Origin of the sequence: Chitinophaga sp. (genome assembly GCF_039596135.1) — a bacterium.
Taxonomy (GTDB): Bacteria; Bacteroidota; Bacteroidia; order Chitinophagales; family Chitinophagaceae; genus Chitinophaga.
Genome location: NZ_JBCNKH010000005.1, coordinates 173063 through 198050 on the forward strand (window position 1 = coordinate 173063; position 24988 = coordinate 198050).

Annotated in this window: 16 protein-coding genes; 8 read left to right on the forward strand and 8 right to left on the reverse strand. The window is 42.8% G+C overall.

Annotated features, from left to right (window positions below):
- Positions 1 to 44: 44 nt before the first annotated feature.
- Both ABDW16_RS06060 and ABDW16_RS06065 read left to right on the forward strand, forming a co-directional pair.
- Positions 45 to 3131, forward strand: a complete 3087-nt coding sequence (locus ABDW16_RS06060) for a TonB-dependent receptor (RefSeq protein ID WP_343668406.1) — start codon at positions 45 to 47, stop codon at positions 3129 to 3131.
- 27 nt (positions 3132 to 3158) lie between these two features.
- Positions 3159 to 4649, forward strand: coding sequence for a RagB/SusD family nutrient uptake outer membrane protein (locus tag ABDW16_RS06065; protein ID WP_343668407.1), 1491 nt, complete (start codon positions 3159 to 3161; stop codon positions 4647 to 4649).
- A gap of 77 nt (positions 4650 to 4726) precedes the next feature.
- Here the strand turns inward: ABDW16_RS06065 and ABDW16_RS06070 are convergent, their stop codons facing one another.
- The 8 genes from ABDW16_RS06070 to ABDW16_RS06105 all read right to left on the reverse strand — a co-directional run bounded on the left by ABDW16_RS06070 (position 4727) and on the right by ABDW16_RS06105 (position 13568).
- The gene (locus tag ABDW16_RS06070; protein WP_343668408.1) at positions 4727 to 5911 is read right to left on the reverse strand and encodes a hypothetical protein; all 1185 of its coding nucleotides are present in this window, start codon (positions 5909 to 5911) and stop codon (positions 4727 to 4729) included.
- Between the two features lie 108 nt (positions 5912 to 6019).
- Positions 6020 to 7261, reverse strand: coding sequence for a hypothetical protein (locus ABDW16_RS06075; protein ID WP_343668410.1), 1242 nt, complete (start codon positions 7259 to 7261; stop codon positions 6020 to 6022).
- Positions 7262 to 7371: 110 nt separating this feature from the next.
- Positions 7372 to 7905, reverse strand: a complete 534-nt coding sequence (locus tag ABDW16_RS06080; RefSeq protein WP_343668412.1) for a hypothetical protein — start codon at positions 7903 to 7905, stop codon at positions 7372 to 7374.
- Between the two features lie 282 nt (positions 7906 to 8187).
- Entirely contained in the window at positions 8188 to 8646 is a 459-nt protein-coding gene (locus tag ABDW16_RS06085; protein WP_343668413.1) for a hypothetical protein, read from the reverse strand.
- Positions 8647 to 8848: 202 nt separating this feature from the next.
- Entirely contained in the window at positions 8849 to 10507 is a 1659-nt protein-coding gene (locus ABDW16_RS06090) for a DUF4365 domain-containing protein (RefSeq protein ID WP_343668415.1), read from the reverse strand.
- A gap of 133 nt (positions 10508 to 10640) precedes the next feature.
- Complete coding sequence (locus ABDW16_RS06095) at positions 10641 to 11228, reverse strand: TIGR02391 family protein (protein ID WP_343668417.1); 588 nt, start codon at positions 11226 to 11228, stop codon at positions 10641 to 10643.
- 345 nt (positions 11229 to 11573) lie between these two features.
- On the reverse strand, positions 11574 to 12332 hold the full coding sequence (locus ABDW16_RS06100) for a hypothetical protein (RefSeq protein WP_343668419.1): 759 nt from the start codon (positions 12330 to 12332) through the stop codon (positions 11574 to 11576).
- 42 nt (positions 12333 to 12374) lie between these two features.
- A complete protein-coding gene (locus ABDW16_RS06105; RefSeq protein ID WP_343668421.1) occupies positions 12375 to 13568 on the reverse strand; it encodes a neprosin family prolyl endopeptidase in 1194 nt (397 codons plus the stop codon).
- 64 nt (positions 13569 to 13632) lie between these two features.
- On the opposite strand from ABDW16_RS06105, the gene ABDW16_RS06110 reads away from it, so the two are divergent.
- The 6 genes from ABDW16_RS06110 to ABDW16_RS06135 all read left to right on the forward strand — a co-directional run bounded on the left by ABDW16_RS06110 (position 13633) and on the right by ABDW16_RS06135 (position 24751).
- Positions 13633 to 14760, forward strand: a complete 1128-nt coding sequence (locus tag ABDW16_RS06110) for a fibronectin type III domain-containing protein (RefSeq protein WP_343668423.1) — start codon at positions 13633 to 13635, stop codon at positions 14758 to 14760.
- Between the two features lie 339 nt (positions 14761 to 15099).
- Complete coding sequence (locus ABDW16_RS06115; RefSeq protein WP_343668424.1) at positions 15100 to 15894, forward strand: RteC domain-containing protein; 795 nt, start codon at positions 15100 to 15102, stop codon at positions 15892 to 15894.
- A 170-nt stretch (positions 15895 to 16064) separates the two neighbouring features.
- Entirely contained in the window at positions 16065 to 16838 is a 774-nt protein-coding gene (locus tag ABDW16_RS06120) for a metallophosphoesterase (protein WP_343668426.1), read from the forward strand.
- Between the two features lie 257 nt (positions 16839 to 17095).
- Positions 17096 to 20986: an SMEK domain-containing protein gene (locus ABDW16_RS06125; protein ID WP_343668427.1), complete on the forward strand. Its 3891-nt coding sequence runs from the start codon at positions 17096 to 17098 to the stop codon at positions 20984 to 20986.
- Positions 20987 to 21065: 79 nt separating this feature from the next.
- Complete coding sequence (locus ABDW16_RS06130) at positions 21066 to 23090, forward strand: hypothetical protein (RefSeq protein WP_343668428.1); 2025 nt, start codon at positions 21066 to 21068, stop codon at positions 23088 to 23090.
- Positions 23054 to 24751, forward strand: coding sequence for a hypothetical protein (locus tag ABDW16_RS06135; protein ID WP_343668429.1), 1698 nt, complete (start codon positions 23054 to 23056; stop codon positions 24749 to 24751). The genes ABDW16_RS06130 and ABDW16_RS06135 overlap by 37 nt, the downstream gene beginning before the upstream one ends.
- The last annotated feature ends 237 nt before the right edge of the window (positions 24752 to 24988 follow it).

Sequence of the window (24988 nt, forward strand, 5' to 3'; positions counted from 1 at the left end):
GATAACCTTTTAGCCTAAGAGTAATGTTATAATAATCTAAACCCATGTTCAAACAAAATCTAGTGCTGGTGCTTGCATTATTTGCATGCACAAGTCTTTTTGCGCAGCAAAGACAAGTAGAGGGACAGGTCCTCTCTGCTGAAAACAAACAACCACTACCCGGTGTCACTGTTAAAATTAACCGTACATCTATTGGTACCACAACAGATCCGAATGGCCATTTTCACCTGAATTTGCCGGCCAGTAAATCAGTCATTTCTGTTTCTTACCTGGGGCGGGAAACTTTAGAAACAGAAGTACATGAAGGAGATGCAAATGTGGTGATCTTACTGAAACCAACTAATACCACACTGGACGAAGTAGTAGCAGTTGCTTACACCAATGTAAAACGTTCGGGATACCCGGGGGCGGTATCTACTGTGAATGCAGAAAAAATTAACAACCGGCTTACGCCCAATATCACCAATGCATTGCAGGGATTGGTCACCGGTTTACAATCCACATTATCCAATGGTCAGCCAGGCAACAGCTCTACCATCAGGATCCGTGGGGTGGGTTCAATCAATGCATCGAGCGCACCTTTGTTCGTGGTAGATGGTGCACCTTACGATGGAGATATCAATGCAATCAGTGCAACGGACATTGCATCTATCAGCGTATTGAAAGATGCAACTGCTGCAAACCTGTATGGCTCCCGTGCTGCAAACGGCGTGATCATTATCACGACCAAACAGGGGCAGAAAGGAGCTTCTCATGTAGATGCAGTTTTTAACCAGGGATGGAGCAGCAGGGCTGTGAAAGACTATGACAAGCTGAATACAGATCAGTATTTTGAGCTTTACTGGGAAGCACTACGGAATAAGCAACTGACCAATGGTCAGACAGCAGATCAGGCAGCAGCTACCGCCAGTGCAAGAGTAGTGTCAGATCTGGGTATTAATCCTTATGGTACTGCTTATGCACAACCAGTGGGCACAGACGGAAAGATCGTGGCAGGCGCACATCCCTTGTGGAATGATGACTGGGAAAAAGGAATTCAGCAATCAGGGGCCTATACACAGGCACAGCTAAGTTTTAGCGGTGGTAGCGATAAATCTACTTATTATGTAGGTGGTGGCTATCTCAATAATGAAGGAGCTTACCTTGCTTCAGGATTCAGGAGATATAATTTCAGGAGCAATGTCACACTGCAGGCAAAGCCGTGGTTAAAGACAGGATTTAACCTGACTGGAGCAAGCGCTGTACAGGATTATCCACGTTCTTCTGACTCACAGACAGACAATGTGGTGCTGGTAGGCAGAACGATTCCCAGCTTCTACCCTATTTACCAGCGTAATCCTGATGGTAGTTTCCTGCTAGATGCGAATGGGAACAAGCAGTTTGATTACGGCGCCTACCGCCCTTCTGCAGCTCTGGCCAGGGAAAACCTGATTGGTTCACTGCCACTGGATAAGAACAGGTATACCAATGAAGTGGTTTCTGCGAGAACTTATGTAGAAGCGTCTATTACGAAATCGCTGCATTTCAAGACCAGCTACAATATCGACTATGTGAATCAAAACTATTTGTTTTACAATAATCCGCTGGTAGGTGGAAGTGCAGAAATAGGCGGTTATGTAAGCAAAGGCAGTAGCCGCAAACTGGGCTATACATGGAACAACATCTTTACCTATGATGCAGATCTGCTGGGCGGACACCATCTGAACCTGCTGGCCGGACATGAATATTACTACTTCAATACCACTGACCTGAGTGGGGACCGGCAGAAATTTGCTTTACCTGGTTTGTATGAACCAACAGCTGCATCACAGTTGAATGACTTCACCGGGACATCTGATAATTACACCAAACTGAGTTTTTTTGGACAGGGACAGTATAATTACCTGAACAGGTATTATTTCACTGCTTCTGCGAGAAGAGATGGTTCTTCCCGCTTCTCCCCTGATTCCAGGTGGGGTACATTCTGGTCTGTGGGTGCATCCTGGCGTATTGCAGAGGAAGCGTTTCTGCGAAGCGAAAGCTGGTTGAATACACTGACACTGAAAGCTAGTTATGGCTCTTCAGGAAATGATAATCTCTCTTCTTTCTATTCTTACCTGGCGCTGTTTGCTATCCAGAACAACCTGGGTAATGGAGGTGTAATTACTTCAAGACTGGCTACACCGGGATTGAAATGGGAAAGTAACCTCAACCTGAATATTGGCCTGGATTTCGGTTTCCTTGACAACCGGGTGTATGGTAGTATCAACTATTATGACAGGACGAGCAAGGATTTGCTGTATGCAAAACCAATGGCTTTATCTACTGGTTTCAGTTCTATCAGTGCCAATATTGGTGCGCTCAAAAACACCGGGGTGGAACTGGAACTGAATGTGATTCCTATCAGTACCCGGGATTTCAAATGGAATGTAGGACTGAATGTAGCACGGAATAAAAATAAAATTACAGAACTGCCACAGCAACAAATCATCAGTGGTACAAAGAAACTGATGGTGGGTACATCAATTTATGATTTCTTCCTGCGTGAGTGGGCAGGCGTAGATGCAGCAACAGGTAATCCACTTTGGTACCAGACAAATACTGAAGGCAAAAAGGTAACGACTACCAATTATGCAAATGCTACGCAGTACTATGCAGGTTCTGCATTGCCTGATGTAACAGGTGGTTTCAGCAATACTTTCAATTACCGGAATTTCGAACTCTCCTTTTTACTGGCCTACAGCATCGGGGGTAAAATACTGGACCTGGATTATGTATCTCTGCTAAGCGGTGGTACCAGTCCTGGTCGCAACTGGTCTACAGAGCTGGCCAACCGCTGGACACCTGAGCATACGACTACCGACGTACCCAGGCTGACTACCGATAACCTGAACTGGACATCTACTTCAACCCGCTTTCTGTACAGTGCCACCTATGCACGTTTGAAAACAGTATCATTAGGTTATTCACTGCCATCAAAAGTATTGTCAAGAGTTGGTATCAGAAGTGCGAAAGTATATGCGCTGGGCGAAAACCTGCTCACCTTCTATGGTCATAAAGGAATGGATCCGGAGCAATCTATTGATGGTACCACTTACTACCAGTATCCGGCGATGAAGACGTTCTCATTTGGTGTGCAGTTAGGTCTGTAATTTTTTAACGGCTATTAATTTTTCAAAATGAAACTATATAAATATTTTGTTGTGGCGGTAGTTGCGCTTTCTGCCTGCAACAAGCAGCTGGATACAGCGCCATCAGATGCTGTATCAGAAGATATTGTGCTTAAAAACGTCTCTAATTTAGCTACCATCTCTGAGGGCACATGGGCATCTATGATGGACGACTTTTATGGTGGTACCTATAGTAACCCCGGCTTCAAAACTATTGCACTGACCAGCGATGCTATGGCGAATGATGTGGCTTTGATCACAACTAAATATGGATTCCCTACGGCCTATCGCTTTACACAGATGAATGATAAAACACAGGCACGTGTGAGCGCGATCTGGGGCCAGCTATACAAGATCATCAACAACAGCAATATCATTATTGCCAATGTGGATAAAGTAGATGGTGATGCCACTGAGAAACAATTCCTGAAAGGGCAGGCGCTTGCATTGAGAGCACACACCTATCTCACTTTTGCATCTTTTTACCAGTTTTCTTATCTGAAAGATTCCCTGGCAAAGACAGCGCCCATTTATACTACACCAACTACTGCTGCTACGCAGGGTAATCCGAGAGCGACTTTGAAAGAGATCTATGAACTGATCTTTTCTGATTTGCTGCAGGCAAAAGAGTTACTAGCCGATTATGATCGTCCTGCTAAGTATAAGATCAATAAAGATGTAGTGAGTGGTTTACTGGCGCGTGCTTTTTTAAATACAGGCCGCTGGGACCTGGCAGCAGCTGCTGCTACAGAAGCTCAACAGGACTATCCATTGATGGCACAGTCTGAATACAGCAAAGGATTCAATGATGTGAATAACACGGAGTGGATATGGGGACATCCTGAGATTCCAAGCCAGAGTGATGGAAGTTATAGTTTTCATTTCCTGGATGTATCTTCTTCTACTTCCTATTATTATAGCTTTATGGCGGATCCTTTCTTTAAAGAGTTATTTGAAGATGGAGATATTCGCAAGACGCTCTTTTCCTGGGATGGATCTGCAGCTGCCAGAGAGGGATATTTGCAGTACAAGAAGTTTAAATTCAAGTCTGACCAGACAGCAGATCTGGTATTAATGAGGAGTGCAGAAGCTGTGTTGATTAAAGCAGAGGGTTATGCACGGGCAGGGGATTTATCAAGGGGTACTGATGCACTGAATGAATTACGTGGCGCAAGAGGTGCAGGTTTATTTACAGGTGGTACGCAGGAAGAACTGGTTAATGCAATCCTGATAGAGAGAAGGAAAGAGTTGTGGGGTGAAGGGTTTGGCTTATCTGACATCATTCGTAACCAGTTGGCAGTAGTACGTAAGCCTTATGTAGATGCCAGTGGAAATGATATTAAGGTTACTATTACAAGACCGAATGGCAGTACGGCACAGGTACCGGCGAAATACCATACGGCATTGAAGTTTTCGGATGGTAGTAATTTTGTGGCGAATAGCCCTTATTATATTTTTGTGATACCGCAGGCGGAGGAGCAGAATAATCCTAATTTATAATTTTTGCAGGGGCCAGATGGGATCTGGCCCTTTTTTATGTCATGTGGGAAAGTAAGTGTTTTTTTGGGGGATAAAATTTACTCAGGAAGGAAATTATTTTCTTTCCATGTGGTGATAGTTGCAGGTTTTACACCACATTCCAGGAGGATTTCTTCTAACTCTTCGTTGTTATGCCCTTCTATGGACCAGTCTATAGCATAGGCGGCGAAATCTGTGGTAGTTTTAATTTTTCCGAATAGTTTGGTTTCGGTGAGGATGGCGGCAGCTTTTCTGAGGGCGGTGCAACCGATGTTCATGTCGTCCTGTTCTTCCATCATTTGTTCTATTTGGGCAAAGCCATCTTCGAATGGAGTGATGTCTATGATGGAGTCGAGGTAGTTGTCAGTGATAAAGACAAGTTCCCCGTTTTTCTGTTTTTGTGCTACCTGTTGTTGGGATTGAATGCCTAGCAGGGGAAGGTAGTTATCTGCATAGTGGTAGCCCAGCTCAAGTAGTGCAAGCGGGAGTTCCATTTCATTATCCTGCAGGGTATTGACAATAGATTCGGCCATCAACCGGGCGAGCTTTTCGATCAGCGCTTCGGGAGACAGGTTTTCGTTGTTACGGCTGAAGGTCAGGCGGCTATTGCCTTCTGTGTCAAAGGTTCTGATTTTATCAAGCTGGTTGTTATGGTAGGTGTATTCATCGTGAGAGGTATATTGTCCTATTCCCGGAGTGACGTGGGTGCTTACAGAGCGGATGATTTTGCCCGCAGTGTCATATTCAAAATTGGTGGCGGTGAGGAAGAGCGAGTGCGTGTCTTCTTTTATTTTTTGTATTAACGTTGCCCTGGAATCTTTTAGATGGGAATAGATAGTACCTCTGCCGTTTACGACCAGACGTTGTGTGGTGGTCTTACGGCCATTTTCAAATATGATTCTTGTAATGGCGGAAGGCGTACCTGTGTTGATATTAAATTCTATATACTCAGCGAGGTTATCGGTATATTTATAATAACCTTCCCAGTAAGTTTTGTTGTAATCATGGCTGAAGGCGACGTAGCAAGGTAGGCTCTGGTCGTTGAAGCCGTATTCGTGGTTTTGTTTTTCCTGTGTTAAGGGCCCGTCGGAGGGGAAGGAATGTAGGTCAAATTTTTCAAGATTATAGCGGGCGCCGTTGGCATATTTAGTTGTTTTAACCTGAGCTTTGAAAGCGGGGAGGTATTGAATATCGTCAAAGGCTTGTTCCCAACGGATGATGAGGTTGTTTATTAAATTGTTCATGAATAAAATTAAGGAATAAATGGGTTATGGGAGTTTTGGCGGAAGTGGAGGTGGAGCAATTCCTGGTGGTGAATTAATGTACCTCATATGCTTCCATGACAATATATTCTAGCCGGAGTGTTTCATCAGGTAATTATAATCTCTTATAAATTTCATCACTTTAGCTGGTGGCTGATAGTTGGGAACAGTGAAGTAATTCCCATTTTCCAGGTCATATGACCTGGAATCTTTAAGCGGTAATTTTCGGTCGTGTAGGATGCCGAACAGTTTATTATTTTCAAATAAAACTTCCATCCTCATATTTTCACCTGGTTCCCTCAAGCCTTTATCCAGAAAATAAGACATATAGCCAAATCGTTCAGATTTATCAAACTGATACCCTTTAAAGAAATCCATCAGCTCATTTAATCCTGCTGTATGCTGACTAATGATCCCGGCAAGTACCTGTTCCGGCAGGGTATTCGTTCTAATATTTTGCATAGCGGTAAATCCGCTTACTTCACCGATCAGATGACCATCATTGTCAGATACATTCTCCAAGATCAAACTTTTTACTGCCTTGCCAACTATTTTACCATTTACATACAGCGTAGCACCTTTTTCTATTTCTTCTGATTTATACTGCTCCGGAGAAAGGTCTAAATGGATGCCAATGAAATACCACTTGTTGTTTAATCCGGCAGTTATTACTGGTACATTATCTTCTAAGGACAATATCACTGTGCCTCTTGCTGAATCCCTTACATTGGCAGGCCCATCCACCCTTTCACTAATAATGAGAGGATTTATCAGCTTTGGCGGGATAGGAATTACTTTACAGCAATTACCATTCACATCCTTAGGGTTGTCCAGGTAAATACCATTCGTGCGAATATCTGTATTAATGGTAAGGGTGCTGTCATGCCGGATGTTTCCATTTCTGATCTCGAAATATTCGGAAGGAATGTAGTACATCGAGTCTTTACCAGGAGCTACTTCAGTTAGATCAGTACCGCCAAACTCTAAGTAGGAATCTTCATCTATATCCTGAATTTCAGAGTTGTTAGCATCAGCTACTAAATCTACTTTTTTGTCAGTGATCTTAAATGCGTATAGTCTTTTAAGGTTAGGACTCCCATTGCCATGGACGAATAAGAATAGGGCACCTCCATTTTCAATGATTCTGTTGGGTTCATCTATCAATAAATCCATTTCAGCAGCTTGCGGGTAGGCGTTTTTTCCGTTTATATAGATGCCATCACGCTGAAGTTTTATGGTCAATCCGTTGGTTGTTTTAAAGGTCGTTTGCTGGGCAAAGGAGTGATAAAAGGTAATAAGGGATATGAAAGCAGTTAATATAAATTTTAACATAAGATAGGGATGAGATAGGTGTAAGGTAAGTTATTTTTAATTTGGTTGTAGGGGTTGGGTTAGATGACGGGCACCCTAATGAGAATGGAAAAGTTATTTATCAGTGTGTTTCATGCGATAGGTGCTTTCATTAAGCTATACCATTGCTTAAGCTCATCCATCAATTTTAAGGCATATTCAATTTCTAATTCCTTATTCGTCTTATTAACCTGCCATTGAGTTGAACCAGCATCTTTCAAATCACTGATTTGATCGAGTAAACCATATACTTTTTCAAAACCTATACTATCATAGCAATAGTGTTTTGTCTCTTTATAAAATGGATAGGCATCAATTGCTATATTTTTTATTTCCATTACCCCTTCGATAACAGATCTTTTATTATCAAATATTTCATCAGCTATAGAAAGCCCCAATTGAATGGCGGCATTACGTTTGTCTGGCAATTCAATGCCCAATTCATGTAATGCGGTGCCATAATAATGAATGATTTCAAATTCACTATCGTTATCTGAGAATCCAGCAAGAATATAGAGTGAAGGGGTGTCAAGCCCTTGTTCCAGGGCTTGCAATGCGATATTGGGTATGGATCGTAAACTTTCAGTCCCCAATACAATTTTTAAAGCGTGTTGTCGGAAGTTCAATCTTTTTGCTTTTGAGTTGATTGGTTTATTAAAGATAACCTATAACCAAGCAATATTTGTTATCCCTGATAATATTGTTATGTAAGAGAGAACTGGCTTGCTGATAACAATAAGTACTCAAGTATAAGGCATTAGGTGGAAATTAAAAGGCTCACATAAGTGAAGCTTTTTCCCATTTGTGGCCAGAACTACCGAAATATCTTACCGTCTAACTATGAATTTAATTTCATTCTCCTATCTCAGCGATTGGCCCTTCTATTTCTGCATTCCTATTTTTCTGAGCTAATTGGCCTGCTCTTCTGTGTCTGGTACATTCAAACCACGAACATTGCTAATATGCTCCAGAATGCCATCAGCTTTATAACCTTTTGATATTAACACTGCACCTGCCATAATGGAAGATCGCCCAATTCCCATTCGACAATGGATAACAGTATTTGCACCTTCGTTGATGCGCTTCAATATGGTTTGAATAAATTCGTTAGTATTGGCAGGAGTACTTCTATCTTTTATTGGAAAGTGAAGGAAAGTAATTCCGTATTGAATGCAAAATGCTTCTTCATTTTTCAGATCCAATTCCGTGATCTCGTGAGCTTCGAGAAGAGAAACGAGTAAGTTAACGTTCTGGCGTTTGAAATAGATTATCTCATCTTCCAGCCAATCGCCGCCTCGTGGACGAGGCATGATGCCAATCCGGGCATTATTTTCAAAGGAATGGATCCAGCAAATTTTTGTGGGCATGTTTGTAAAAGGGGATAAAAAGAGGTCATTATAAAATTAGAAAAGGCTTTCAGCAATGCTGAAAGCCTTTTTACCAGTGTAGCGGGAATGATACTTTGTTGGAATCAATAGAAGACTTACTACATGATATTGAGAAGATTATAACATAAATATATTTATAATGTTACAAATTGACGTTTCCTGATTTTTGGGCCTATTCGGATCATCTCCACCTAGTCCTATAGTCTTCAATTACTGTTCTCACCTGCAGTCGCCATTGGCCTACTCCAAGCTTTTGAGTTAACCAATCAGCCTGCTTCCGAGTAGCGTCAATATCGACATCTAGCGTCAAATTTGAATGAGTTGCGAATTCGGCTAACTCCATTAGCATAAGTGTCATATTATGAGCACTTAAGTACATGTTATGTTCCAAAAAAATATGTTGCGCCTCCTTTGCAAATTCTGTATGTTGACGTATCCTTCTTATATGATCTTCTGCAAAAAAATTAAATTCTTTTAAAGGAAACCGTAAGGCATTCAAATCTAGGCTCAACCAAACACTTACCTGCGCTTCAAAGCACTGGGCTAACATAACACTATTTACAAAATTGCGCGCCAAGGGTTTAATCCAAGGGAAAACACGTTCCATCTGATCAGTCAACTTTACCATCATTGAATCGAATTCAAGCATCAAACCTGGATCTATGACCTCACCATTATCTTTGACAAATACAAACTTTCTTCTAAAAAAAGAATCAGTATAAATTGCAAGCGCGCCGAGATTAGTGATATTCTGCAGGTAATAATTTATCTTCATCCTTGTCGACAAATTTGCTTGGCTAATTCGATCATTGAATGTCCAAAATTGATTAGCCAGGTCGAAAAGATTAATTAGTTTTCCCGAACCGAGCAAATCAATTTCGTTTCTAGCAATAGCCAGTTCATAATTCAAACGCCGTGCCTCGTCCGATGCCGAAACATTTTGAAGCTGCTGCCTGATTTGTTGATTATACTGTTGAATACTTGTTTTCCCCAATATGTTATCTAGGTATAGTTTTCTCCACAATGCATGCGCATAATCATCAGCAGTTATCTTAGGGTTATCTAGCGCTTTCTGTAAAAAGAAGGACGCATCCACTGGCATTCCCATCGCCCAATAAGAGATACCTGCAATTAAGGATAAATGTGAATCTTCCCTTAAATACTTCATTTGTACTTCATCTAACAGTTGTTCAAGCATCGGAAGGTCATTATTATAAAACAATTCTAAACCCTTGGTTCTTAAGACCTCCTCAGGAGCTTTAATACTAGTAGGCTGCTTAGATTCTGATGGCAATGGTTGAGATGGTTGGGGATAGAGGGAAGGTGATCTGTCGCTTGAATTCTGATACCGCAAGATCATCGCATTATGAATCAGTCCCAAGCTTTGATTATTAATAACATTGGAGCGGGGTATATGGATATTTACCATGTCCTTGGTCTTCCATGTCATGTTGCCGTCACGTTTTTCTAAAAGCCTGGTATAAATGGTTTCAGCAAAGTCATAAAAGAAAGTCTTAGCAATAGGCCAATACAATAAAATGATGGCCATAGGAGGGCGCGCCTCCATCATATAACGCAATCTAGATACGCTAAAGCTATAAGAAATAAACTCACTATTTTCAACAAAATCCGGGTATTCAATACTCTTAATTTGAACAGGAAACCACCAATTAGTCGAGGCTCCATTCCTTATCAGTTCAACGATAAAGTCTATTCCTTTATCCTCTGGCTTAGTTGCTAAAAACCCGTTTCTTTGAGAAAAGTGCATCCTAAAGTAGACATTGCTTTCATCTTCATTTTGCGAATATTGATCTACTTTAGGAAATTCGTCGAAACTCATAAAGAGGGGAATTGAGATTATAATGATTTATCGAGCCTTTTATGTATAAGAGAAATTGTTGTCATTATGTCCAGCGCTTCCTCTTCTTCGATAATAAAGTGAATTTTAGCGGTGTGAGCTGTCGGATTCCGGATCAGTCCGAATAAACCTTTATTAAATTCATGAGGCCAATGTGCTCACTGCGATCCGTATCAGTTGTTAGTCTATTAATCCTAACTAGAGGATTGGTTGTAGAAAAAGCTGTATCCACCAATGCATTTCCGTCTGCATACAAGCCAGTCATAGAACGAAGCCTATCTGCAATGCTTTTTACCGCTTCGAAAACAGAATGAAAATAATTGTCTACTAAAAGTTCTGCGTTGCAATATTTGAAAACATTTTCGTGCACATTTCTATTCTGTAATCGATATTTAAATGCGTTAGATCTTTCTTCCGCTTCAGAGAGCTTTGTTGCTTTGTCTACAATTCTAAATAAACCATTCTCGGCCAATTCAATTCCTAAAAAGGCCAACCGCTTGTTTATTTCATGTAATCTCTCGGTGTAAAGCTCGCGTTTGTTAATATATCGGGAAGGGTGTAGAGCATATTGTATAAACTGCAAAATATGATTAGAGCATTGGTTATCATTTTGCCATTTAGCAAAAGCATTATACAATCTTAACCATTTAGTATTACCGTTATCAATGTCATCTATCCGGGAATCAGCCAGAAATCTTTTCAATTTCCCGATTACTCAATCCTTCTTCCGTTGCAGCAATAGTCTGACAAATAGATTCAAGTAGATAAGATGGAAACATTGGCCTTTTAACTACAGAATCTCCCATGATTTATTTTTTTGTAAGATACATCTTTCACGATAACGAAAACGTCCTGTCACATTACTCCTTAAATTTAAAACCAAATATATGAGTAAACAGAAATTTACACTGCAACAAATCCAGTCCGCACTATACCAGGTAAAGCCTGAAAACAAAACTGCCAAACAGGCATGCAAGGAACTAGATATAACGGCCACTCATAACAAAGACAGAGGTACGCGATTTCGATTTTAGGAAATTAAATACTGTCAACTTAAAATAAGTTTTTTCTGCAGATAATTTGTCTGCTCCAGTTCATCAATTACTAGATCGCCACCCATTTGTCGGTACCGTGCAATCATATCCGCATTGTAACCAAATGGACTAATTCGCAAACTGTGAAGAAAACATTCGAACTGCCTATACCCTCCGTTGGCGTCTAACTCTTTCAAAGATGCACGGCTAACATTGTCATTTACAGTTTTGTTTACTAGTAGGTCAATCAATTGGTGATGCCGTGCTTCAGTTTTCAGGCTTGCCTGTTTGTTTCCTCCTATCTTGTTCCAAGATGGAATATTGTTGTGTAATTGGGATGACGCTGCGATTGTTATTCCTTCCAAGATACGGATATGTTGAAGTGCATCCTCACCAAGCCCATCCAAATACTCTGGGTCATGGTTGTTAGCTTCAACCTTATACTTCTTCTTCTGTTTCCATGTAAAGGGTTGGGATAATGAAGACTGCAGGACCATACTAAAGCCTAACTTTTCATTATTATCAAAGTATGTGCTTATCTCAACAGATTTGCAGGTGCTTTTTCTTGCACGAACAAGTCCATTGTGCTGGCAGAACCGATGGTGAAGATCGCTTGCAAGCCCAATATAAAGGGGGCGTCTTGTTGTATAGTCCCAGTAACAATAAATTCCAGCAGTCGACCAGCAATCACCTTCAATCAAATCCTGAATAGCACTCGCCATCTCTTTTCGCTCCTCGTCTTTATAAACTTCTAAAACAAATGTTGCTAACATAAAATCAAATTTTGAAACCCATTTTATTATAGACCAGCCTCATTATGCTCCACCAAAGTAAAAGAATGTCCCCCAATTAGGATCAGTACCAATTTCAATAGAATAGCGGTCAGGCATAGATGTAAGTGCGGTGATCCTAGCGCCTTGAGGCTCTCTGTCCAAAGTAAAAATTTCCACATTTCGCTGGTAAGCAGCTCTTTTAAAGCCGAACGCAGCTCTCTGTCCGCTACCCATTGGCGGCAATGAGGTCTCACCGGAAACTTCTCCCCCAAACTTGATATCGTTGGCAAACCTTGTGAGTTGGCCATTATTAAAGATTTCTGCAGGATAATATCCAACTGCATCCGCCTTTTTGCTACCGTTGATATACAGCCACCAATTGCCATCAGGTCTTTGATACCATGCCATAGAGATGTCATATTGCTGTGCATTCGGTCTGCTGATATATGCAAATGGATAGCCGACCATCCAATTTGAATTGGTTTGTACAAACCCCGGCCCTGTTAAATTATAGTATCCTGTTTTGTAATCATCCGGTGTCCAGAATACAAATAGATTAGGCCTGCCGTCATGGTAGAGCTGAGGGGCCACCTGCCAACCACATTCCACTATTTGCCGGTTATTAGCTGTTATCCCACTCACCCATATCTGGGATAAAGAGAAATATTGTCCTGGTTCTACAGTCGGTTGCCAGATATTAAGAAAACTGATCCCCCCTCTGTTTTCCACCCGCTGTGCGCCCAACGCATATTCATGTCCTTTATTAAAGGCTGCCACCTTCTGGCTCTTCCCAAAACGAATGCTCTTCTTTCGTAAGAAAGACTTCAGATTTCCTGCAGCCGCCACGTCCTCCACTCTAACCCTTTTCATTGGAATGGTGCCGACGGGGCACTGCATCTTATTGCCATAGGGATCCACTTTCTGGTTATTGTAATTGGAAGTGATCCTCTCCTCATCTGATTCTTCATTCTGACCCGACCATTCCATATCTGCTGGCTCGGCAAGCTTTAGTTGATACTTGTTTAACGTTGGTTGCTCGTCGAACGGGATACAATCCCAAACCTGACCGTATTCGTCCTGGAAGCTATGCACAGCGGAAGTCCCGTCATAAAGATCGATGATATACTTTTTTATTATTGAAAGGTCACGTCGCTGATTGTATACACCAAATTGCTTATTGCCAGATCGTAGGGAGGTGATAAATTCCTTGAAAGGGGGAAAGGGGCTTTGAGACATAAATAATGCTGGTTATTAAAATAAAGTTAATAAATTAGCTGCAATAAACCCCTTAACCTTAGATATGAAACAGTTAATACCCCTGCTTATTTTAACATTTACCTATTTCACTTCATCTGCTCAATGTGGCCCTGCTACCAACCTTAAATCAACAGTGAATGGAACGTCAGTTAAGCTTGACTGGGATGCTATCGCTGGAGCATCCAAATATGCAGTCGAATACCAGGAGAACGGCGACATATTATGGACTCGCAAAGTTGTAACGGTAAATACGTTTACGGTAGATAGCTTGTCGGGTGGCAAAGATTATAACTGGCGGGTAATTTGCACAGATGCAGCAGGAACCTCCGGTCCCTCTGCTACTTCAACGTTCAAAATTGCAGGAACTGGTGCAGGTTTCGGGACTGGCACCTCCGGGCAAACTGGTAACGAAGGGAAAGCCTATGCCACCGTTGCGCCTGATCTGAGCATAAATTTTGCTGGCCCTAATACCAACTGGGGTAATATCAACCCAGTTGTGAACTTCGGTATTAACAAAGAAGTTTTGGGCGAGACTGGCTACCTTGCCAGATGGAAAAAGAGCGACAAAACGAAAAAGATCTCAATGCGATGGCTTTTCCAATTCGGCCCTTATATGGGATCACAATTTCCAATCAAAGATTCTACCGGTTATTTGCCGGCACTTTTCCTTCCAGGATCTGGCATCCAGATCAATAATTTTTTCACGTTTCCGGCAAATAACGAGGGAAAATTTAGTGTAACCTTTAGTCCGCTCAATTTGGGTGTCAAGGTAATGAGCGGGTTCACCGATTCAACGGTTTCTATTATTCAACACAGCATCAGATCGTCCATACTTTTAGATTTTTGGAATATCGCCCAGCTTACAGTTCAGTATACCCAGGGCTGGCATAATTTATCCACTTCGAGCGAGGAACATTTTAAGGAGATCTTTAAAACAAACTATACCAATTTCAGCTACATCACAGCAACGATTGGTGCAAAGATCACCAATCTTTCAGATGGTCAGAATAATACCCCTCTTTATTTTGTCTTTAGATTTCAAAGCGTTGCCGGTAACCGTTTCAAAGGAGAGCTACCGAATAGACGCATTGTTGGATTTGGCCTATTGGCCAATTTAGACTTCAGGAAGGGCACCCATCCCGGCTTAATGCCGATGGCCCCACGTAACTAATTCAAGGATGATTAACTTGTGAAGAATACAATCAATCATTCTAAGATATTCAGCGGCCGCAAACTTTTCCTCTTGCAAGGTTGTTGAATGCCTTGGCGCCGCTGTCCTCGTGCATAAAGTAAAGATTCACAAACTTATTAAGATGTTGAAACACATTTGACGCAAAAACGGGATCCTCGCACGGCATACGCGGTTACGATCTCAACTGCGATGTATAAAGTTTGTTGTGCTACCACACGAACGATAACCAAAGTTCTCGCCCATTAAAAGATAATAACTGGTTTGGCTGGCGACTCATCGGTGTGAAATGAATCTTTCTGTGAGCAGTTATATGAAAAATTGCAGGACGGTCTGGCCGAAATCCGGCTTGAAAAAAGCGATAATATCCTATTACGGGCCCGCTCTGCCACCAGATTTGTAGGGCAAATCTTAGCCGAATTAAAAACATATATTATAAGCTACCAGTTTGCTGATGAAGAAGAAGAAATTGAGTTTTTTAAAAATATATTCCCAGAGTTCAACAGCCTACTGATTTTTAATACCCTTGTTACTGACATTGAAATGCGGGTTCCGGAAGCCGAACGCCAGCTTCAGCGCCACTTTTACAAGGATGAGCTTCAGACTGTCCACTTTTACTTTAAGCGCAACAGTGAGGCATATGCTTATTATAGATCCCTGGCCACCCATTCAGACCGTCAATACTTTTTAAGAGCCACCGCTGCAGAGCAACCTTTACTGGACGAACACGCCCCACATTATGACCCCCGTTTTTATACGGCCATGACCTACCGGTTCGCTACAATTAAAGCACACGGGCTGCTACGGACGTATATCGAGGGACGCATTGATACCATCGAAGGCAAAACAATTCAGATCCCTCACCCACTCCATTTCAAACTGCGCAAAGTATACCTGGCCGAACTAATCTTTGCCCTTGAAGCTGTGAAGGCATTTGGTAACCTATCCACACGCATAGTTGTTGAGACGATCTGTCGAGATTGGAACTGCTCCATTGCCAATATTTACAAGACCTACGAGGAAATATGTTTGCGCAAAAAAGAGAAATTTCCCTTTCTAAAGATGCTGTTATTAAATGCAGAACGACGGGCGGAGGACTTCTTTGACAACAAGTAGGCTCTTGAAGGGCGCGCCTGGGACTTGCCTTCTTAGCCCAGTAGCGCCAGATGGGTATCTGCTGCCAAAGTGGTAATTATGTGACAGAAAAATGAAAGAAAATTTATGATAATTATCCGACAGCGGTTGATCTTTGGCGTGACCAGTAAACAAACCCTGGCTATACGAAGATGTGGACATTTGTGATGGGAGATATACACGGAGGGTTCAAAGCACTACAGCAATGCCTGCAGCGGTCAGGTTTTGACTATGAAAATGACATGCTTATTCAATTAGGAGATGTCACGGATGGATACCCTCAGGTGTACGAATGCGTGGAGTGTTTGCTTAAAATTCGCCATCTGATCGCATTGAAGGGCAATCACGATGACTGGTTTGAGGATTTCATAAAAACAGATCTCCATCCTGCTTTCTGGAATTTTGGCGGCAAAGGAACACTGGTTTCCTATCTCGAAAATGCGGGCAAGAAGGGGCTTTTCCGGGCGACGGGATCCGGTTATAAGACCTCACTTGAGGCTGCGGATATCCCCCTAACACATCAAACTTTTTTCGCTGGTCAACGACTTTATTATATTGATGAACAACACCGCTGCTTCGTTCATGCCGGCTTTAACAGATATCTGCCTCTGGACAAACAGCAGCCGGTTGACTTTTATTGGGACCGGAACATGTGGTCAGAGGCCCTGCACTGCCACACCTACCAAAGAAACAGGACTACTGCGAGCGATTTTTTTACCGGAACGGATTTCAAAGAGGTTTATATTGGCCACACTCCCACAACGAAACTGGGAACCGACAAGCCATTAAGAGCATTGAACATCCTGAACATGGATACTGGCGCCGGACATGCCGGCAGATTAACGATTATGAATGTTGACACCAAAAAGTACTGGCAATCAGATCCCCTATCCCAGTTGCATCCGAAAAACTACCGAGATCTTTAGGCAGTACCTATATTGCTTAATATCTGAATTTCTTCAGCAGCTCTTTCATAGCATGACAAGCATCCTAGTACTGATTAGCTTAGAGCTGTCCCACAAAATGTTCGAACCATTCACATGCAAAGATCGCAAGTCATACTTTATCCAATTAATCACTTTGGGGATGGCCATAGAATTTGTTTAATCTTAAATAAAAAAGGAAATTTGTAAAGATACCTACACCGATGGTTTTTGTATTTTTAGCATAACCTCCCCCGATAATGACAAACCAAGAAATTGAAACAAAGGATGTCCTGGACAGGCTCGCCTACTGGTTCTTACAACTACGGCTAACCAATGGTATAACACTTTTTGACGGCAACAAATTAGCTGAGCCATTGGTTTTAAAGATCCTCAATCTACTTTATGGTTTAGATCTGATAGACCTTAATGACGAAAAGATCAATACTCCTGGCATTGATCTGGGAGACAAACAGGCAGGCGTTGCCTTTCAGGTCACCATCCGTACTGACGCCGACAAAGTAATTGAAACCCTTCGCAAAGCATCATCACACAACTTTGCAGGGGACTACCCCAATGGTATACGTTTTTTTGTGCTTAATGATGGCGGCAAATTTAAATTTGGCCGTATTAAACCTGATAGCATATTAGCGTCGTTTGACGAGAACCGGGATATTGTCTACCTGGAGGATGTAGCCAAGCAAGTGAAGCGGATATATGAAAGGGATGAGGCGAAATTTCTGGAGCTGAAGGCTGTTGTCAAAAAGGAAATCAGATATCCACAACCGGAGCAAACAGGACCGCATATTGATACTGAGGCGCTCCTCAATATCCTTCGACAAGAGTTGCAGAAACAAGGGCAACCTACACCCACAGCGTCTTTTACCGTGAGTCCTGATTTCGAGCCAGACTTTTCGCTACCGGCCTTGTCTTTAGTGAGCGGACGTGAGGAAACAGTAAAAAGCTACCTGGCTACGCTGCATACAGCATTCGTGCTTTGGATAGATGGCAGTATCGGAACGGGAAAGACAGGGCTTGCATATCTGGTTGCAAAACATTTTGAGCCTAATGTATTTTGGATAGACCTCCGTGACAACTCGGAGAGCGATTTTATTTCACTGATCGTCAGACAGCTATGTATACATCTGGGAATAGAAATCCAAAAGTCATTTAAGGGAACCGTTTTGCGTCTGATAGGTCAATTACCAAAGGGGGCATTGCTCATCTTAAACGACTTCCCAGATATCAACGGAGAAGAAAAAGTGAAGCAACACTGCAGCTATTTCCTACAAATGCTTGTTCAAGGAGGTATAAAAGTGGTAGTTACCAGCAATTACCAGCCATATGGAGATCTGGAGATAGCCTTACAGCAAATCGTGACTAGGCCGGCAATGCCGTTTTCCGACCAAGAGACCGGTGAGGTACTGCGCTTCTACGGAGCGACAGCAGCGTTTGTTGCCGAAAATGCGACGATTATTAATACCATCACGGATGGACATGCCCTACTGGTAAATGCTGCTGCCCGATATTTACAGCAACATGACTGGAACATGTCTGAACAGGCGTTTATGGACATTTTTAAAAGCAACTTCGGACAGCAATATACAGGAGAGGTGTATGCACGTATTATAGACACTACTCAAGACGAAGAAACCAAAACACTGCTTTACCGTATGGGAGCTGTCCTGGGCACTTTCACCGATGAAGAAATAGGAGTAGTTGGCACAGTGGGTCCTTCGATTACCAATATCCATGAACGGTCACAGCAATTAAAGGGCTTTTGGCTGCAGGAGCTAGACAAGGGCAGCTTTCAGTTGTCACCGTTGATCAGGCGTCTGCCTGATAATTTACCGGAGGCGCATTTACTGGCCGTAAACGTCGCCCTGGGCGATCACCTTCTTTCTAAAAGGATGCTATCACAACTGGATGCCAGTCGTGCACTCTCCTACTATCTTAAAGGCAAAGCGTTCGCAAAACTCTCATGGGTTCTGCTCAACGTATTGCAGCAGTCTCTGAAAAATCCTTCGCTGTTTTTTGACTGGGGGTTTCAGATTTTCTGGTACAATTCTCCATTGCCACCAGAAATACCAACTGTCTTTAAAGTGATGATCCGGTCGTTTCATATACAACTGAGCCTGGATAAAGGAAATGACACGACCTATCTGGCGTCTGATCTAGAACAGCTACTCGAAACGGAAAATGTGGATCCCATCGCAAGTGGATTTGGTTACACCGTACTTAGCCACTTGTATATGCGAAAAGAGCCTGTCAAGGCGATGCGCTATTTTCTTGCGGCACGCAAAGGGCTGATGGAGCTGAATGTACGAGTACCTTTGGGCGAAGCCACAAGATACAATTGGGTAGACTTTATTTGGACCAGCTTTTATTCGCTGCGTACAGCAGCTCAGTTCCGAGACTGGTTTACATTATTCGATGCTGTGAAGGGCGAGCTTAACCTTTCAGAGCTAGACACCATAGCGCCTTATGTTGCAGCCGCCCACTCACTGGTCAATGTTGCTGTAGTGAATGCTGGTGAGGATCCAAAGAGTGCGCTGGATACGCTACAAACAGTATATACCGCCGCTATAAAAGCGGAACTTCCCTTAATGGCCGTATATGCGATTCGCTATCTGATTTCAGTGCAAGCTCACCATTTTAACGACCTGGAAGCGGCTGGACAATATATAGAGGCGAACCTGAATTTAATAACATCAACGCCAGTTTATACCTACCTGGTTAGAGAAGAATTTGGCCGGCAATTATATTATGCGGGCAGAAAAGAAGAAGCGCTGGCAATTCTTTCAACAGTAATTGAATTCGAGCTTCCGCCACTTTTTTTAGAGGGGGTCGAGGGTTACCGGGTTTACGCCGAGTTAATAGGTGAAAAAGACAATAGTGTGGCGCACCATTATATATGTAAGGCATTGGACAGGGTATTAGCCGATCAGACGAGCGGGGAGATGGAAAAGGTGAAGATACAGGGAGAAACGGGCATTTCGTATTGGCTAATCGGTGACAAACAACAGGCGTTTTACCAGTTGGCTGCTGCATATAAACGACTGTTAGATAATTTTGCCGGCACAGAAGAAGATCAGGCGGCCATTATCCGACTTACCCATGTGGCCAACTACATCAGAGGAGAGCTGATAGAGGGAAAAGCGCCGGCGAAAACGGCTGATGACCAGGAATACGTGCCACCTTTTCGCGGCCTGTTTTACCAGAATCATGCACGACTGCTAGCCGGTGGCTTTTATTTTGAGGAACGAAAGTTTATGGGCGCGGCAGTATTTGAAGAGGTGTTTGCATCTATGGGTGACTATACGATGTCGCGCACCTGGGCATTATACGGCATTGAGATATCTCTTTCACTACCAGAATCAAAGTATTTTCCGGTTCTGTTAAAAAGCTTATGTTATCTAATCATGGACAGGCAGTATATCAAGGCGGTTAATTTATATGATTATGTTGAACAACGGCTGCAACAAATCAAAAATAGATTAGATGCCGGAGAGGAATTAGACCATTTTTCTGAGGCGAAGGCTCACTTAGCCATAGAAAATGATGCGTTTCTGTATCAACAGCTTTTCATCCCAATTGCTGTGACCATTGCTCATGATATTGTAACTAAAAAAGCACCACAGACCGATTACCAGCCTTTAATCGAAGACATATTTAACACCGCAGCGTCAGTAGTAAAAGATCCTGATTCATTGCAATTTGCAAAGCAATTATTTGAAAACATATTAATTACCCAGTTGCAGCAAACTGAGTTGGAAACCCTTTTAAGCACCTATACAGGTCCTTACGTTTCTCAAATGAGAGCCATAGCCTATGTTTTGCAGAGCATTAATGCTGACGCCAAGCAGGCCGCAAGGTTGCATTTATCGATTGTTAGAGAATTTGACGCCACACAACAGTTGAATCCACCCTTCTATCGGTTTGAGGTCGTTCCTTTTTTGGAAGACTTTTGGATTCAGAAATTCGAGCAGTATCCAGGACAAGTCGAAAGTCGAACCTTTTGGCTCGATAAAAGCGTCCCTTATTTTCGCAATATCAGTTTACCTCAAAAGGTGAGGGCACTTTTTAAAACCATTATACACCACACAAACGTCGCCCCTTTGCCGACCATAGAAAATTGGCTGGACAGTTAACATCATGCAACTTTGCAAAACCAGGTCGACGGCTCGCCGCTCCTGTTATGACAAACATATTGATTTTCAAAGTTATTTTATGAGTGATACACTTTGGGATACCCAATTCGAAGACGACACCTCTTTAAGCCTGGAGATTGAGGCATTTGTTCAAATGCTGGCAACGAGCCGATTGTTGCAGTTCACTTTAGCCGAAACAACAGCGCGGTTTCCGGAAATGACCACAGCCGGGCTGATTCTCCCAGCACCATATATTGCCGGGGGGATGGATGGCACTTTTGACAATGATCCGCGGATCATGTACGCCTGTTATCGCCATTTTAGTCCACTCTTCAACTATACCTTGTCCTCGGACGTCACTGCTATGCACAAGTTTGCCCACCAGGTCGGTGACTACTTTCATACAACGAGCCGCCATGGGGTTTCAAAGCTGGTCGACGGGTTGTTCGGGTTCCTTTTGCAAAACGCACAGAAGGCTTTTGGTCTTAATCTTACTGCCTACGCGCTTAGCATGCAGTTGAGAGCAGACTCAAAGTTGTTTTATTCGTTTTTCACCCAATATTTTGCGACCATCCTTGATAGTGGTGATAGCTTTGAATCCGTTTGGGATGTTTGCAGCCACTATGCCGGCCAAGAGGGCGTCCCAGAGTCTTTTAGTGCCGCATGGAATATGCTGGCAAAGTTCGTCCATTCATTAGTAGACCACCACAAAGCGCACCTGCCAGTTATCCGAAGCATTGCCACACAGGAGCAGTCGGATCCTGCATTAAAGTTGTTGTACCTGCAATTGTTGAATAAGATCACGCTGGAAGGTGCAGTGACTGTGGAAGAGCTGGTCGATTGGTTAGATGATGAAACCTCTCGAACCAAAGCACTCACGTTGCTCGTATCGCAAAAAATTGATGAGGCTCCATTACGGCAACGATTAGTGGATAAACTGCGGTGCTTACCCTTGCATGAAGGCGAGAAATTAGAGCGGCTAAGAGTATTGCTGAATTTATTGGACAGCAGCGCAGCAGATACCCCAGCTTTTAGAGACCAATTAATAACCGAAATCAAGGCCCATTTTCAAGATCCTGCCATTGTGGATTTATCAGCATCCCTGCAACACTTGGGACGCTCTAATGAGGCCACTGATGCTGTCAACAGTATCATAGATGAAGTGCTCCACTCACAACAGTTTAAGCCTGACTACCTGAGGAGCATGGCTTTCTTTTTTGCTAACCACAAAGATTTTGTGCGGTTCTTCCATTTTTTAAGATCCGCCTGCCTAAAACTTCTTGCTGCCAGGAAGGTAGTAAAAAGCTCAGAGAGCGTAATTTACCTGTATCGAACGACGTCACCAGTGGATTTCGAAAAGCAGGCAATTTTACTCTGCACCGACAGTGAGGGGGTTTGCCGCTTATTGGGCCAGGAACTCTTGTTTGACACTTTTCAGCTGGACCAGACAGCAACCATTACCTATGATGTAGGTCAGCTGGACATGTTACAACAGTACAAACTGGTTATCAGCCTACTGACTCAACTACGGCCTATTAATCACACGATACCCATTGTTTTGAAGCTGTTGGATAGCCCTTCTCCCATCGTGCAGGAACTGATCGCCTGTAAGCTTGAAGCATTAATTCCATCTTACCAATATGAGGTGATTGAACAGGTGAAAAATAATCTTCCCGATACTCACACGAGGAAGGCACCCTTATTAGCACGACTGGAAGATACCTGGTCTCGGTTAGCAGCAATACTCCACAAGAAAAATACCATTAAAGAATTTGACCCTCATCTTTCTGAAACCGAAAAGATGAGGGCTTATCATCGCGCAACCGCGAAGGCCAGCCAGCAGATCAGTAAAAAGGCAAAAAAAGAACACGGAGGCCTGTTTAACACAATGAAATCGCGGCAGGTAGCAAGAGGAGGCGGCACAGTGATGCCCGACGGGCGTGTCAATCCGATGATGAGCCATAGCATAACATTTACCCTTCCCCGGACAATGTTTATTACACCGGAGCGTAATGACTATGAGATGGAGGAATTATATTCTTCAAACTGGGATAACGAATTTGAACAATGGGAACAGATAATATTATCGTCAGGGAGTATTTAGAAAGCCTGTCGGAAAGTGGTGAGCTTGATCACATCTTCCCCTTACTGCTGAGCCTGAAGGGTTTCAAAATAATCAGGACGGCAAAGGAAGCGTTGGGCCAGCCCCAATATGGCAAGGATATCATTGCAGTAGGCGTCGATAGTGATGGAGTCAAAAAACGATTCTATTTTGAGTTAAAAGGTCACGCTGATAAAGACATAGACATTGGAACGATCAGTAAACCTGATGGCATCCGGGAGTCGCTGCATGAAATGAAATATGAAATTTATGAGGACAGCGGCATCCCAGGTTTTAATCAGCTGCCGGTAAAGGCAGTGCTGGTGCATAACGGCATCGTCAAACCAAATGCAAAGCCTGTCTTAGATGGGCTCATCAAAAGCCTGTTCAATGAAGGCGATTTCGAACGATGGGGAGTTTATGAACTGACCGTGCAGTTTAGTGAGCATTTATTCAATGAATACCTGCTGACGGATAGCGAAAATATCCGGCTTTTCAAACGCACTCTGGTATTACTCAATGCCCCGGATTATGACCTGGCGGACTTTTCTGCATTAGTAGATCGACTGTTGGAAAATAAAGCAGATATCAGAACGAGGGCGTTTGCAAAGCTATTCGCTACCCTGAACTTACTAGCGTATATACTATATCACTACAGTAAGGAAAATAACAACCTCGAACCGGCCAAAAAAGGGTTGACCATTCTTGTCTTGAAAACGTGGGCATGGATACTTGAGCGCACACTTGAGAACAAAGCACCGGTAAAAAGGGTGTTCGGTAAAATTTTAGACACACAATACCGGGTACTGGACGATTATTTTAAAACTACCCTGCCTGTCGCTTTGCTCGAAGATGGTATTTTTTCAGAAAAAGGGGGCCCTTATGAGAATGTAGGTTATTCGATGAGGTCCATGAAATACCTCAGCTATCTGGTTTATTTCTTTCAATTGCGTCACCACTGGCCATCCGGTCGAGGCAGTATTCCGTCTCAGGTAAAAAAAAGATTGGAAAAGTTTCAGAAAGAGGTGTTGTTTAAAGTGCTGGGCGCCAATGCGGGTTGCCGGCGACCGCTCCTGGACCGACACTCGCGTCCGATTTTAATGGCTGCGCTGTTTGTATTGCAAGGTGAGGAAATAACTGAAGACGATAAGATACGGCTGCATAACTATATAGCCGAAATCATCAATAATATTATACTACTAAAGAGTATGCGCGGCATGCTACCTGAGTTTGCTGACAACGAAGAAGTCCTCATTGAATACATGGCCAGCAATCGTCGTCCCGATGAGTACATCGACAGTTCCTCAATGTTGATCCTGATCCTTTTCGAACTGCTGGCTATCTTCGACCAGGAAGAGTTTTATCAAAATGCCAGAAACGAACTGGCTGGTCTGGCGGATCTGCAGATTGCCTATCCTTATGCGCCAGATGAAGATATGGAACTACTCTTTTTTTCAGGACAGACCCATGATAAAATGGCGGTGGAATCCGGTATCCAATTGCCCGAGGAACTGGCAAAGTTTCAAGCATTCATAAAATCCAGACCAACATTTAACGTCAGTTTTCGAACGGATGTGGCGGGGTTTCCCTTTCTGAAATGGCTGCCTGTTATTTATTACCATAATGATATTTTTCCGCAATTCTGGCGCCCATTCATTATTTAGTGCGTGTCCAAATCGGTGATCGCTATTATAATATCTTTTTAAAAATGTAGCAGATGTGCACAATACCACAATTATAGACGCCTGATAAGCCTCGTTTAAAGCCGGTTATGCTACCGGCTTTAAACGAAAAACTCGGGCAACAAACATCGGGTATGGCCATTAATTCTCTAGTCGGCATCTGTTATTGTCGTTGTTATTCGGAAACAATTTATATCCACCTATTGAACTTACTTAATA

Coding starts and splice junctions, on each gene's coding strand:
- ABDW16_RS06120 (WP_343668426.1), top strand. CDS start 16,065: ATGTGGACATTTGTGATGGGAGATATACACGGAGGGTTCAAAGCACTA.
- ABDW16_RS06125 (WP_343668427.1), top strand. CDS start 17,096: ATGACAAACCAAGAAATTGAAACAAAGGATGTCCTGGACAGGCTCGCC.
- ABDW16_RS06060 (WP_343668406.1), top strand. CDS start 45: ATGTTCAAACAAAATCTAGTGCTGGTGCTTGCATTATTTGCATGCACA.
- ABDW16_RS06110 (WP_343668423.1), top strand. CDS start 13,633: ATGAAACAGTTAATACCCCTGCTTATTTTAACATTTACCTATTTCACT.
- ABDW16_RS06070 (WP_343668408.1), bottom strand. CDS start 5,911: ATGAACAATTTAATAAACAACCTCATCATCCGTTGGGAACAAGCCTTT.
- ABDW16_RS06105 (WP_343668421.1), bottom strand. CDS start 13,568: ATGTCTCAAAGCCCCTTTCCCCCTTTCAAGGAATTTATCACCTCCCTA.
- ABDW16_RS06135 (WP_343668429.1), top strand. CDS start 23,054: ATGGGAACAGATAATATTATCGTCAGGGAGTATTTAGAAAGCCTGTCG.
- ABDW16_RS06065 (WP_343668407.1), top strand. CDS start 3,159: ATGAAACTATATAAATATTTTGTTGTGGCGGTAGTTGCGCTTTCTGCC.
- ABDW16_RS06075 (WP_343668410.1), bottom strand. CDS start 7,261: ATGTTAAAATTTATATTAACTGCTTTCATATCCCTTATTACCTTTTAT.
- ABDW16_RS06100 (WP_343668419.1), bottom strand. CDS start 12,332: ATGTTAGCAACATTTGTTTTAGAAGTTTATAAAGACGAGGAGCGAAAA.
- ABDW16_RS06130 (WP_343668428.1), top strand. CDS start 21,066: ATGAGTGATACACTTTGGGATACCCAATTCGAAGACGACACCTCTTTA.
- ABDW16_RS06085 (WP_343668413.1), bottom strand. CDS start 8,646: ATGCCCACAAAAATTTGCTGGATCCATTCCTTTGAAAATAATGCCCGG.
- ABDW16_RS06090 (WP_343668415.1), bottom strand. CDS start 10,507: ATGAGTTTCGACGAATTTCCTAAAGTAGATCAATATTCGCAAAATGAA.